This is a genomic window from Pseudolysinimonas kribbensis (genome assembly GCF_039531715.1).
Classification (GTDB): domain Bacteria; phylum Actinomycetota; class Actinomycetes; order Actinomycetales; family Microbacteriaceae; genus Pseudolysinimonas; species Pseudolysinimonas kribbensis.
Map to the genome: position 1 here is coordinate 1 of NZ_BAAAQO010000004.1, position 12,488 is coordinate 12,488.

Genomic DNA, 12,488 nt, shown 5'->3' on the forward strand with positions numbered 1-12,488 from the left:
TTACACGGACTCCTTCCGAGACGATCATCGCCTCACTCAAGATGTCCGGGAAACCGGGTCAGGCTCCAACCGCGACACCGAGGGAAGTGAGGGTGGTCGCGGATGGGAGGTACAGGTGATGCGCGGCCGCGGACAGGACCCGAGCCCATACAAGCGCGGCGAAGATCAGCGTCATGGCCGCGATCAGATAGGTCGCGGCGAGCAGGCCGCTTCGGGTCCAGCCTCGCACGATCCCGCGCAGGGCTGGATCGGCGCGCAGCTCGTCGTGTCGCCAGGCGAGGTCGCCGGGAGCCCCGCGGGCGGCGCGTCCGATCATCGCTGCGCCGACCCCGGACGCTCCGCGCCGCCGGGCGGCCGAACGCTGCTCCCAGAGGTCCGACGTGAGCTCGTCGAGGCGATCCTGACGCACCTGCTGATCGAGGTCGCGGGTGTACCAGCGCGCCCATCGGAGAACCCACGGTTCGGCGCTGGGGCGGCGGGAGTGGCCGGGGGCCCGCGAAGCGAACGCGGTCATGCGATACCTCGAGCAGCGTGAGCGGGTGCCGTCCCGCTCAACGGCTGATCCGCGCGCGCCTGCGCGAGGGCGGTGGCCCCCTCGGGGGTGACGCGGTAGAACTTTCGCCGCGGCCGGCCTTCCGCCTCGGCGACTGATGGATCTTCCCAATGGCTCTCGAGTAGTCCGGCTTTTGCCATGCGCGAGAGGGCCTTGTAGAGGGTGCCGTGACCGATCAACGACTCAGCGTTCGGAACGTCGTGGAGCGCGGTCGCGAGAAGGAACCCGTGGAAACCTTCAGTCGGGGTCTGCATTTCGAGTCCGCATTCGAGGATGCGGAGCTCCAACGGGATCAAGACTCCGGCACGACGACGAGGCACCCGGCGAGAATAGGACGCTAACTTCCTATTCACAAAACGGCGCGCCAGGCTATCCCCGAACGGTGACACCTTTGGAGCAGGTTTGCTGGTCGGCGCTCTGGCCTTGAACGGTGCTGGGGAGTGCCACAGGGGCTGGCGCTCCGCTGGGGGAGGGGGACGGTGGCGGCGAGGTCGGGGGAGATGTCGGAGCGGCGGATTGTGTTGGGCTGAGGACCGCCCCTCTGCCGGTTGAACCGGTGAGCTGGACGCGCTGATCTTGCTGGAGCGCGGTGTTCACGAGATTGTCGACGCCGGCCACCGGGACGACTCTGTTGGGATAGAGGGGGCTCGATCCGGCGGGATATTGGATCATGGCGATGTTCGCCAACGGGATGTTCTTCACGGCGAGGGCAATGCCGGCGAGCGTGTCGAGGTGACCGAGCGAATCGGACAGTTGCAGGCTCGAGGTCGCGACCTTGGCAATGCTGAACAGCTTGATCGGGTTGTTGAGTACGCCCTGGCTCTTGATCGTTCGCGCCAGCGCCGACAGGTAGATCTGCTGATTGCTGATCCGGCCCAGATCGCTGCCGTCACCGACCCCGTGGCGGGTTCGGAGGAACGCGCGCGCTGTATCGCCTGAGATGGTGTCCTCGCCTGCAGGGAGGTCGAGTCCGACGTTGGGATCATGGATCGGCGTTGCGACGCACACGGTCACGCCGCCCACGGCGTCAGCCATCGTGGCCGCGCCGTCGAAGTCCACCAGCGCGGCGTAAGGAATGTCGATTCCGGTCAGCTTCTCGATCGTCAGGACCGGGCAAGCAGGGCCTCCGCGGGAAAGGCTCTCGTTGAGCATGGCGATGCTCGACGCACCGTAGCTGCCGCCTGCGGGATTCGGGCAGGAGGGGATCGGGACCATGAGGTCTCGCGGGAAGCTGACGACGAGCGCGGACTGATGATCTGCAGCGATGTGAACGAGGATCGTCACGTCGTTGTTGCCGCGACCTGACGACGCAGAGAGCTCGTGCTCGAAACCGGCTTGATCCTTACGGGTGTCGGTACCTACGACGAGGACGTTCACTTCGCCCTTGATCGCGTCAAGCCCCGGCGGTGGCTTCGGACCTGCGAGGTGCACAGTATGGGTCGTCACCGCAGTCGTGAGCTGACCGACTGCGACAGCGACGACCGAAACCCCGGCCACGAGGACGACTGCGATCGCGGCGCCGGCGAAAGCGAGGATTGAACGAGCAATCCCGCGTCGCTTGAGTCGACCGTGACGGACAGGAGCCGTCGCGCGCGGATACGACGGCCGGCGAGGGCTCATCGTTCCGCCTCTTCGTCCTTGCTGACCCGTGCCGAACGAGCAAGAACAGCTGCTCCTTCACGCGTGATCCGATATTCCTTGCGGCGAGGCCGACTACTGGCAGCAGCTAGGAGAGGGTCCTCCCACTCCGCCGCGAGCAAACCGGCCGATTCCATCCGAATCAGCGCCTTGTAGATGGTCCCGTGACCGACTAGCGACGACGAGTCCTCGACGTCTCGCAGAGCTCGAGCAAGAGCGAACCCGTAAAAACCATGAGTCGGTGTCTCCAGCTGCAGACCTCGATCGAGGATGCGGAGCTCGAGCAGGGAAGCAGACCGGCGAGGCACCTGGCGAGATTAGGACTATACCTTCCCATTAGCAAACGCGACGCGCCGTCGAGTCAGCGACCGCTAGCCGTATTGAGCCAAGGCGATCAGAATCGAAGGATGTCGGTGCATCTCCTGGAACCTTCCGAGTGGGCACGCCGCCGTCGCATCGTCACGGAGATTCGGGACTCGACCAGGCTCGCGGGTGGCCGCAGCAGTGATGAGGCGCACCGAATTCAAGATCGCTGGGTTGAAGGAGAGATAACTCGGGAGGAGATGGGCGAGCTCATTCGTTCAATCGATCTTCCACTTTCGCCCTAGAAACGATCGTTTCCGGACGCGATCGCATTGTGACACCAATCTGGCCGTCCGCGCGTCCGATTGCCGTGTCCGAATGGCGACGGCAATGACGTCCGTTTGTGTGACACTGCGCGGGTGACGACCCACCGCATCGGCTATTCGCGCGTCTCGACTCTCGATCAGGACCCGTCGAGCCAGCAAGACGCTCTCGAGCGCGCCGGCGTGGATCGGGTCTTCGTCGAGCACTTCACGGGGACGCGGGCGAGTCGACCTGAGTGGGATCGCGCGCGCGAGCAGCTGCGCGCCGGCGACACGCTCGTCGTGACGCGGCTCGACCGTCTCGGCCGTTCGACCAAGGACCTTCTCGAGATCAGCCAATGGCTCGAGGCCCGTGGGGTCGAGCTTCAGGTGCTCGAGCAGCCGATCGACACTCGAACCCCGGAAGGCCGGATGTTCTTCACGATCCTGGCCGCGTTCGCTCAGTTCGAACGCGACCTGATCGTGGCGCGGACCAAGGACGGGCTCGCAGCCGCAAGAGCGCGGGGGAGAGCCGGTGGCCGGCGCCCGAAGCTAACGCCGCAGAAGACGACCCACATCCTCGAACGGCACGGCTCGGGGGAGTCGGTTACCTCGCTCGCGGCCTACTTCGGAGTGAGTCGGCAGACGATCTACCGGACGCTGGACGGAGAGACGAATGGCTGATCCACTCACCGGCGCCGCCACGGACATCGGGACCGGCGCCGTTCTGGGTATCGGTACCCGGATCTATCGCCGCCTTTCGTTCCCGTGGCGTATCGCCGCAGGTGCGCGAAGGGCCGCCAAAGCGCAGGGGTACTTCGTGTCGCGGCGACGGCTCTGGTTGGTCGTCCGAGCGAAGCCAGTGAAGGCCGCCATTCGGTCAAAGCAACCTGGCCAGGTGCAGGCTGCGCTCACCCTCTTGAAGAAGGTCCGTCCGGTGAACCGAGACGGCGTGGCGATGTCGGAGCAGGAGTTGTTCCGGCTGCTTCGTCGCTCCTACTTCGGCGCGGCGGAGCCTGCAGAGCGTCAGATCGCGCTGCATGACGAGGTGATCGAGAGCGTGCAGGCGTTGGCGACCTCAGGAGACGCACGAGCGGCCTTGTGGCGGACTTTTGTCGACCAGCTCTCACCGTCCTTCGGGCAAGACGCCGTCGCGATCCGCGAGTCGATCGGGGATTCGATGGATCGAGTGCTGCGGGAGCTGCTCAGCGCCGCGGATCGTGCCGCGCTGCTTCGGTCGTGGGCGGTATCACCGCCAAGCTGGCTACCCGATCACGCGGGACTGCTGGGTTGGCTCGGCGAGTACAGCTCCGAGGTGGAGGCCCGAGACGCAGCCTTGGCATGGTTCACACGCGCGATCGAGCTGGGAGCGGTGCCGATCGCGTACTGGAAGGTGCGATTGACCTGGGCCGACCCTGATCTCGATGAGGCCGCAACGGTCGATTACCTCGAGGATGTCTCCGACGACCTGATCGCCAAGGCTGTGCTGCCGGGCGACCCCGAAGAACGGCTTGGCGACGCTCGCTCATGGACTCCGCAGAGTGCAGTACAGGATTCGATTCGTTCGACCTTGATCGCTGACTTCATGCTGAGTCGACTCCAGCTCGACGACTTGATCGAATTCGGTACGACCTCCTTCAACACCAAGGGCCACACCGGCGCTGGCGGTCTCGCGGTGGAGGCGTATCTACGTCGCAGCGGAATGGACATGCGTGGAGCCCACACGCTCGATCTCAGCGCCGGCCTGGCTCTCGCGCTCAAGATCCGGGATGCGCGCCGGCGGTGGGGGCTGTCGTCGGGAGGCGCCGTCGCGCGAGCGATGCGCGCCTACGCAATGCTCACAAACTACGAAGGCGCGTGGAATCTCTCGCACCCGCCGACTGCGACCCAGGCCGAGGCCGATCACCCCGAGGTGCGCAGTGAGTCCGCGGTGCTCCTCGCGTTGTTCGGGAATGTCCGCGCTGCCCGCGAGCAGCTTGATGAAGCGACACCGAGATGGGTGAAGCTTCAGGTCGCCTCTCGCGAGGCAGAGCTCGCCGACGACGCGGACCGCGCGGCGGCTCTGCTCTCAGAGGCCATCGACGCAGCCGAGAAGGAATCGGACAAGGCCGATCTCTGTTTCCGATACGCGATCCTCGGTCATGTGCACCCGTTCGTGGACGAACTCCGCGGCGCCAACCCCGGGATTGCGTCTGAGCTCGAACTGATCGCGGAGCTCTACACGAACGTTCCGGGAGCAGAGCAGCGGGTTCGGGCGCAGGCTCCAAAGAACCCGCGACTGTCGCTCGCACTGATCGGCTATTACGAGAAGATCGGCAAGACCAAGGAGCTCGTCTTCATTGCGGAGCAAGCCGCACAAGAGTGGGGCGACGCCGAGCTGTGGCTGCGCGCGGCACGAGCGCTGCAGGGGGAGCAGAACTACGGCGCTGCTATCGAGCGCGCATCCCGCGCCCTGCAGATCGGCGGCTCCGACTGGGGCAACCAGTTCGACGCCTATGTCGTACAGCTTGAGTGCGGGTCATCACTCGGCGACTTCGCCGCCGCGCTGACCGCCGCGCAAGGCTTGCTCCGGGTCCGGCCGGACTCCCCTTCCGCGCAGTGGGCGCTGATCCGGCTACGCCACGACTCGGGCGATCTCGACCAGGCCTACCGTGATTGGAAGACGTACCGGCCGACGCCGCGGATCGCCGATGACGCCACGTTGTGGATGCTGTTGTTCCGTCATCACGGTAACGACATGGCGACGTTGGCGGAGTTCTTCGAGATCGTCACCAAGTTCGCCGACAACCGGCACGTCCGAAACTTCGCCGTCGCCGCGCTGACGATGGGGGAGGGACTCACGGAGCGGTCTCCGGACATCACTCCGTACAAGCTGCTCGACCAGTTCGAGCGTGAATACCCAGGCGAGAACGCGTTCCGCCGCATCGAAGTCGATCCCGATGACCCGGCCTCGATCATGCAGCAGATGGACGAGCTCGCCGCCGGCCAACACAATCCCGCGATGCAGGAGCTGAACGACAAGCTCAGGAAGGGCCTGTTCCCGATCGGCGTCGCTGCCAAGCCGACAGGTAGACAACTCGCCGAGCTCATCAATCTCGGGCATCGCTCGCCGAGATTCGCCGGCCTCATCCAAGGCGTCGATGAGTCCGCTGCAGTCGATGCAGCGATCACCTCCGGGGTTGTGGTCGACGTCACTGCACTGTTCACACTCACCGTTCTGGACCGCGACCGCGCACAATTCCTCGCATCACGGTTCCCACGCCTGATATCGACTTCGCAGCAGATGGTCGACGCCGGCGCGGCGCGGGAAGCGTTCGCGCGCGAGGTCGGGGGAGTGTTCATCCCCAGCGGGCCAGACGCTCCGGCAACCTTCCGCCCTCAGGATCCCATCGAGCTCCGTATTCAGCGCGAGAACGCGAATTCCCTCTACGAGTGGTTCCGTCAGACCGATCGCGTCGGCAACACGCAGTTCGCAACCGAGGTCGCTCAACGATTCGGGGATGAGCACGATCCGTGGCTCACGGCTTTGGATCTTGCAGTGCAGCGAGGTCTACCGTTCTGGTGCGATGACGTCGCGACGCGCGTCGTCGCCCGAGAAGCTGGTGCCCTGACATTTGGCACGCCGACCCTGATAGCGCGTCTCCGCGTGACGGGCGCTCTCAACGCTGTGGATGCGGACGCGGCGGACGTCGATCTGATCCGCAACTGGACGGTCGGAGTCCCGTTCCGAGACTGGGTGTGGGATGCCGCCGGGCGTGAGGAGCAATACGCGCCGCAGGGCCTCGCGGCGGCCCTCTTGCACAGCGGCCCGGAGCACGCTCCCGACAAAATCGCGTTGATGGTCAAAGCCGCTGCCGCGAATGTCGCTCTTCCCGATCACGTTTCTGCGTGGACTCGGATCGCCGCTAGCTACGCGCGCGACGTCGCCGGCGACGCCCAGGCTGCGTTCGACAACCAGGTGATCGTTCTGCGCAACCTGATCGGTCAGCAATGGATGGACGCCTCGTGTCTCGTGTTCGTCGTCAACGGGGCGCGCGGGGAGATCTCTCGTTGGAGTGAGGCCTTCCAAACCGCGTTCCGTCAGGTCTTCGTCGCGTTGGTCAACAGCAACGGCCATCCCGTCGCAGCGCCCTATGCGGTCGGACTCATCTCGCGGCTCGAAGACGTCGAACGACAGCTCGCCCTCGAGGTCATCATGGCCCGCTGAACGTCCATCAACGCGCCTGGTCGCCAAGTTCGCGGCGCCGGAGGGTGACGTAGTCCGAGCCGGAGCCTCCGGCTCGGGCAACGTGGGCCGCAATGATGGCCGGGGCGTACCCGAGGGTGTTGATCAAGCTCTTCGGGTCGAGTTCACGGCCGAGGTCGCGCAAGGTCGCATTCCGGGCGCGTTGGCCGTCGATGCCGAGGACGAGAAGCCTCTCGCTGAGGGTGCTCTCGTGGAGGTGGTGTCCGGCGCGCGTCCCTGGGAAGAGCCAGTCGGTGCCGGTGTTGGTGGTCTGCTGGTTCGCCCGGTTGCGCACGTGGGTCCAGAACATCGGCGCGATCGCCTCGGGGACGAGGGTGGGGATCTTGCCGAGGCGGATGTGCATCGCGTCCGGCTCGAGAGTGACGTCGGCGGTGGTGAGGGCGACGATCTTGTTCAGCGGGTGAGCCCATAGCAGCAGGAGCAGGCCGGCGATGCGCGTGGAGAGCGTGACCTGCTCGAGCGTGAGGCAGTTGACGACGAGTTGGATCCGCTGGCTCTGGGTGAGTTGGGGCTCGGACTGTGCTGCACGGCGGGGAGCGTCGAGCCGGTTCGCGCCATGGCGTTGCTGTTCGGGGTTGAGCCAGCGCACGAAGTTCCGGATATGCCGGCGCGTGCTGGTGCCGCTGCTGAGGTACTCGTCGACGTGCGCCTGTTGCAGAGCGGCAGGTCCGACGTCGTAGGTGTCTCGGAGCCACAAGAGGAACTTTCCGGCTTCGGTGATCTCTTGCTTGGCCGCGTGCGTGACCGTCTGAAGCTGCGCAGTCGCATGGTCGGCCCGGCGACGAGTTCGGCGCAGGTGGTGCCAGGTGCCGAAGCGTCCGATGGTGGCGCGGGTGCCGTCGTCGGGTAGCTGCGCGACGCGTTCGGTGAGCCACGTCTCGAACCGGACAAGGGGGAGTGGTTCACGCTGGGGGAGCATGCGGTGGTGTTCGAGGATCGCACGGAGATGCTCGGCCGCAGTTGAGCCGCGCAGCTGATCGAAGGCGTCGTGGGTGAGCTCGAGGTTCCGGGCGCCGATCCGGCTCAGAAGGTCTCTGGCTTTGGCTCCGCGCATCCAGGTGTAGACGCTTTCGGGGCGTTCGGCGGAGCTGAGAACGCCAACCAGGCGGTGCAGGCGGAGATCGTCGCCGGGTCGAAGAATGTCGCGGAGGTCGTCCTCGAGCGCGCAGCGTGCACAGAAACCCTTGCGGAATCGTTCGGCTTCTCGGCCGCATCGGTCGCATGTGAGCGCGGTCGTGATACTGGCACAGCTTCGGCACCATAGGTCGCCTTCGGGGGAGCGGCCAGGCAGCATCCGGTGTTCGCCGCATCCGGCGCAGGTGCCGAAGGTGTGCGTCGCTTGGGTGAAGCATGCTCCGCAGACTTGGCCGTCGGGCCACCGGACCCGTATCCGAGGGGTGGCCTGCCGGCATCGGTCGCAGGTGAGAGATCCCTCCGCTCGCGGTCGGCCGCGCTTCCGAGGCTCCACGAACCCCTGGATCGTGGGAGAGCGCCGCGACCCGTTCCCGCCGGTGGCTGGGCGGCCGCTGCTATTGGTCATCGTCGATGATGCGAGCTCGCACGGGCTTGTGGTCGCGAATGTCGGGGATGCCGTCGGCGCGGGAGCCGGCCCGTCTCTTCGTGCGGACGGTGGCCGTGTCGTGCGCGGTGAAGGTGATGAGGTCGTTCGGTGTCACATCGAGCACGTCGCATAGCGCTGCGAGCACCTTGAGCGAGACACGCTCGGGGTCCTGATTCACGATCCGCCACACCGCGTTGACGGTGAGGGTGATGCCACGCTCTTGCAGCAGGGGAGCGAGGTCCTTGGCCTTCCGGATGTGGCGCCGGGCCATGAGCTCGGGCAGGTGCCACGCGTAGTCGATCTCGCGTCGGGTCATGACTTCCTCTTTTCATCGATGAGAGCTTGTGCGGCCGCGAGGGTGCGCTCGTGCGCTGCCTTCAGTGCGAGCACTTGGTAGTCGGGGGAGGGGAGGGTGTAGCCCGTGGTTGTCGAGACGTGCGCGTGACCCATCTGGTGTTGAACGAAGGTCGCGTCGAATTTCTCGACGTACTGCAGATGGGTCGCGTAGGAGCGCCGGAAGGAGTGAATGTCGAGCCCCGGCGGGAACCCGAGCTCGTCGACCAGGGCGCGCAACTTCGACCAGAGATGCGACTCGCCGACGATCTTCCCGCCAGAGGTGGGGAACAGATCCGTGATCGGATCTCCGAACTCCTCCAGTCCCCACTCGACCCAATCCCGAACCACGTCCACCGACCATTGCCAGACGGTCAGCACGGAACGGACCTTCTTCGCGGATCCTCGGGGCGGCTTGCCCCATCGGACTCGCAGGACGCCGAAATCGCCGAAGTAGGGCGCGGAGCCGTTGCGGGAGAAGTCGACGAACTGCAGGTGTCGGACCTCGTTCGAGCGAAGACCCCACGCGTACGTCGTCTTCAACGCGACCGCGTCGCGCCATGCGGCGAGACCGCCTCGTCGGCCGGACTCACGGATCCGCACCACCTCGAGGTCCGCGAGATCGAACAGCTGCTGCAGCTCGTTCTGCGTGAAGGGTCGCTTTTTCGGCCGGGTCTCGGTCGGGACCGAGTGGGTGACTCTGTTCAGCTCCGTGACGATCTGAACGAACACGCTCCCGAACAGGCGGGCGCTCTGCTCGTTCCAGTCGTAGCGGATGTCTGTCGCGTAGTCGCAGAACAGCTTGATCGAGGTCTGATAGCTGCGCACCGTGGAGTGAGAGAGGTTCTTCACGCCGCGGGCATGCGAGAAGAACTCGTCGGCGTCGCCGAGTGTCCATTCCCACGGGTAGTGGCCGCTGAAGTCGATGAGCTGCTGCACGAGCTTGCGACGAACGCGGATGGTGGCGGGGGAGAAGTCCTTCGCTTGCTGCTGGCGCTCCCAGCCCTTAAGCACCTCCGCGATGAAGCGATCAGGATCCGGCGCTTCGCTCCCGAAGGGAGCGAAGACGACGTTGTCGCGCTCGTCTTTCACGCGCTGAACACGCTCCGGGGCACGTTGCGACTGTCGCACATTATTTGCGTCTGCCGCAACTTGCGTTCAAGAAATGCCCGGTCAAGCCGCATTCAAGGGCCCACGCGTGCACGGGCTCTGGCCAAGCCAGGCAAGGTCATCGACGATGAACGTGACCTTGTAAACCCCAGGTCAGGGGATGGTTCTCGCGCAAATCGTCCCGGTCGCGAAAGATGCGGTAATTGCATCAGACGCACAAAGAGTATTTACATACTGACATAATGGCCGTTCCCACGGCCACGCCCGTTCTGTCCCCCTCGGGGGAGCGGCGCCGCAGCGGCTCCAGCTCGCCCGCCCGCACCGCCGCAGGGCGCGCCGCACCCGCACGCCGGGGCGCGAGTTCGACCGTCTCCACGGCCTTCTCCAGACCCCAGTAGCCCCAGAAGTTCCCGCCACCACTCTCGCCCGCGAGGATCTTCGCGCGCCAGTGCGCGGGCATGTCGTTCTGGTAGTCCTTCGCGGTGAACGACCCGTGCTTCGCGAAGTAGGTGCCGATCCGGCGCGGGTCCGCGTAGCGCTCCACCTCGCGCTCCGACAGATCAACCCCGCGCGCCTCATGATCGCGGCGAGCCTGCCCGGTCGCTCCGACGATATCCGCCCACCGGTACCCCGCCCACTTGACGAACGACTGGTTCGGGATCGTCACACCCCGGCCTTCCCGACGCACACGAACGGACCGCCGCTCACCCCGCGCGGGCGGCGCCATGAGGATATGCAGGTGCGGCGCGCCCCGGCGCTGAAACTCCATCTTCCAGACGCCGCGGAGATGCTCGCCCCACGTCACCGCGTAGGCACGCACGAACCGATCGACCATCTTCTTGAACGTCGGCAGATCCGGGACCAGGGACTCCCAGTAGTCAGGATCCCCGTCGTCACCGACGCCCGGAAGGGTCAGGGTGACCATCGCAGCGCGGCGGCCCGGATCGGAGAACATGGGCTCGTAGTCGAGGGATTCCAGGGTGACCGTCATCCGGTTGCGGCTGCGCTCGGACCACTCCGTCACCCGGCCGCGAGTGGGGGCGTCATCCTCGGAATCGTCCACACCGTCATCATCCCCGTAGCCGAACTTCTCCGCCACAAGTCGCTTGCGCACCCGAACCAGGCCCGGCGCGATATCGAGGAAGAACGCGGGCCGCTCGTAGCGGCGCGGAGTCTCGTTCGTGACCTGATGGCCGAACCTCGACAGGCCCACCGGCTCCGGACGGGGAATCAGCGCGGCCGCGGCGCGCACGTCGAGCCGCGAGGGGATGCACAGCATGCGGGCCTCGCGCAGCGCGGGCGCGAGGTCTAGCATCGGGGACTGAACGGCCAAGTTCAACGCCCCCCGCATCTAGCCATGTGGGGGGCGTTCTTCATCCCGCGCTCACCGGAGCCTCCGCCGCGACCGGCTCGAAGTGAACACCCGTTCGAACGGGCTCGCCGGCGAGCAGGTGCTCCGCGTCGAAGGTAAGTTCAGCAATCTCCTCCGCGGTGTGGCCCTTGCAGTACTCGACGTGCTTTTTCTTGTCGCAGTAGGAGCACACCCCATCCGGATTGCCACCACGGACCATCGACACCGCGTCGAGCGTGTCGTAACTCCGGAACGCGAGCGAGCCAGGACCGCGAAACCACTGCTTCGCCACGGGCGTCAGCTTGTCGCGCTTGCCCGAGGTCCACTCGTCGAAATCGAGGGTGTCGAACGACCGCCACCGGAAGACCCGGCGCGGCGCCCACAACCGCACCTGGCCGTCGTTGTCCACCCGGATCGGGGCGGGGTAGTATCCGCGGCATTCGGTCACAAGCTGGGTGACCTCGCGAATGATCTTGTCGCTCCGAGCCCACGACGGCGCCGACCAACCCAGGGTCATGTCGCGGCGTCGCAACTGGACGAGCACGTTCTGCACCGCGGCCGGCAGCCGCATAGCCTCGCGGCTCGACGCGATGCCCACAATCTCGTCCATGAGCACATCGCAGTGCTCAGCGTCGAGCAGCTGCTCGAAGTCAGTGAACGGCACCCACAGCGGATGCGGCTTGTCCGTCGCCGCGTCGAGGATCCGGACCGTGCTGAGCACCCGCCGGCCGCGAGCCAGCGACGGGAGCACGTCGTGCACCATGGCGAGGGACTTGCCGCCGCCGTTCGGGCCAACGTAGGCGCGGATCGGGAAAGCGCGACGGGCCACCCGCGCGCGCTGTTGCGACTTCGGACTACCGCCGACCGCGAGCACGATCCGAGCCGTCAGCGGCAGCCGCTCGGACGGGTCCAGGCGCGCCGTGTCGCGCGGGCGGCTGCTCGGCTCGATCGAGTCAGCGATGCGCTCCAGCGCGTGTGCAGATCGCTTCTCGCTACGCGTCATCTCGGTGTTTCCTTCCTCGCGTCGGCCGGCCGCTCACGGGGGTTCTGCCCTCCCGGTCGCTCACGCGACCTCCCGGGCAGAACCCGCC

At 66.0% G+C, this 12,488-nt stretch carries 12 protein-coding genes; 3 read left to right on the forward strand and 9 right to left on the reverse strand.

Annotated features, from left to right (window positions below):
• Window positions 1-58 precede the first annotated feature (58 nt).
• From ABD285_RS10575 to ABD285_RS17005, 4 genes are all read right to left on the reverse strand, one after another.
• On the reverse strand, window positions 59-514 hold the full coding sequence (locus ABD285_RS10575) for a hypothetical protein (protein ID WP_284252041.1): 456 nt from the start codon (window positions 512-514) through the stop codon (window positions 59-61).
• Window positions 511-807, reverse strand: coding sequence for a PadR family transcriptional regulator (locus ABD285_RS10580; RefSeq protein ID WP_284255559.1), 297 nt, complete (start codon window positions 805-807; stop codon window positions 511-513). The genes ABD285_RS10575 and ABD285_RS10580 overlap by 4 nt, the downstream gene beginning before the upstream one ends.
• A gap of 115 nt (window positions 808-922) precedes the next feature.
• Window positions 923-2,173 (reverse strand): LCP family protein, encoded by a 1,251-nt coding sequence (locus ABD285_RS10585; protein ID WP_344202496.1) that lies wholly within the window; start codon window positions 2,171-2,173, stop codon window positions 923-925.
• Window positions 2,170-2,499: a PadR family transcriptional regulator gene (locus ABD285_RS17005; protein WP_425565017.1), complete on the reverse strand. Its 330-nt coding sequence runs from the start codon at window positions 2,497-2,499 to the stop codon at window positions 2,170-2,172. Before ABD285_RS17005 ends, ABD285_RS10585 begins: the two co-directional genes overlap by 4 nt.
• Before the next feature lie 99 nt (window positions 2,500-2,598).
• Here ABD285_RS17005 and ABD285_RS17010 point away from each other — a divergent pair, with 99 nt between their 5' ends.
• From ABD285_RS17010 to ABD285_RS10595, 3 genes are all read left to right on the forward strand, one after another.
• Window positions 2,599-2,799: an antitoxin VbhA family protein gene (locus ABD285_RS17010; RefSeq protein WP_425565018.1), complete on the forward strand. Its 201-nt coding sequence runs from the start codon at window positions 2,599-2,601 to the stop codon at window positions 2,797-2,799.
• Between the two features lie 114 nt (window positions 2,800-2,913).
• Window positions 2,914-3,480 carry a recombinase family protein gene (locus ABD285_RS10590; RefSeq protein WP_344202498.1) on the forward strand — a complete coding sequence of 189 codons (567 nt, stop codon included), beginning with the start codon at window positions 2,914-2,916 and terminating at the stop codon, window positions 3,478-3,480.
• Window positions 3,473-7,003, forward strand: coding sequence for a tetratricopeptide repeat protein (locus ABD285_RS10595; protein ID WP_344202500.1), 3,531 nt, complete (start codon window positions 3,473-3,475; stop codon window positions 7,001-7,003). Before ABD285_RS10590 ends, ABD285_RS10595 begins: the two co-directional genes overlap by 8 nt.
• Window positions 7,004-7,010: 7 nt before the next feature.
• Here the strand turns inward: ABD285_RS10595 and ABD285_RS10600 are convergent, their stop codons facing one another.
• From ABD285_RS10600 to ABD285_RS10620, 5 genes are all read right to left on the reverse strand, one after another.
• Window positions 7,011-8,336 (reverse strand): hypothetical protein, encoded by a 1,326-nt coding sequence (locus ABD285_RS10600; RefSeq protein ID WP_284255551.1) that lies wholly within the window; start codon window positions 8,334-8,336, stop codon window positions 7,011-7,013.
• Window positions 8,337-8,571: 235 nt separating this feature from the next.
• Window positions 8,572-8,919, reverse strand: a complete 348-nt coding sequence (locus ABD285_RS10605) for a helix-turn-helix domain-containing protein (RefSeq protein WP_284252029.1) — start codon at window positions 8,917-8,919, stop codon at window positions 8,572-8,574.
• Window positions 8,916-10,028 carry a tyrosine-type recombinase/integrase gene (locus ABD285_RS10610; protein ID WP_284252027.1) on the reverse strand — a complete coding sequence of 371 codons (1,113 nt, stop codon included), beginning with the start codon at window positions 10,026-10,028 and terminating at the stop codon, window positions 8,916-8,918. The genes ABD285_RS10605 and ABD285_RS10610 overlap by 4 nt, the downstream gene beginning before the upstream one ends.
• 226 nt (window positions 10,029-10,254) lie before the next feature.
• Window positions 10,255-11,361, reverse strand: a complete 1,107-nt coding sequence (locus ABD285_RS10615; RefSeq protein ID WP_344202503.1) for a rolling circle replication-associated protein — start codon at window positions 11,359-11,361, stop codon at window positions 10,255-10,257.
• A gap of 58 nt (window positions 11,362-11,419) precedes the next feature.
• Window positions 11,420-12,271: a hypothetical protein gene (locus ABD285_RS10620; RefSeq protein ID WP_344202505.1), complete on the reverse strand. Its 852-nt coding sequence runs from the start codon at window positions 12,269-12,271 to the stop codon at window positions 11,420-11,422.
• Window positions 12,272-12,488: the final 217 nt, after the last annotated feature.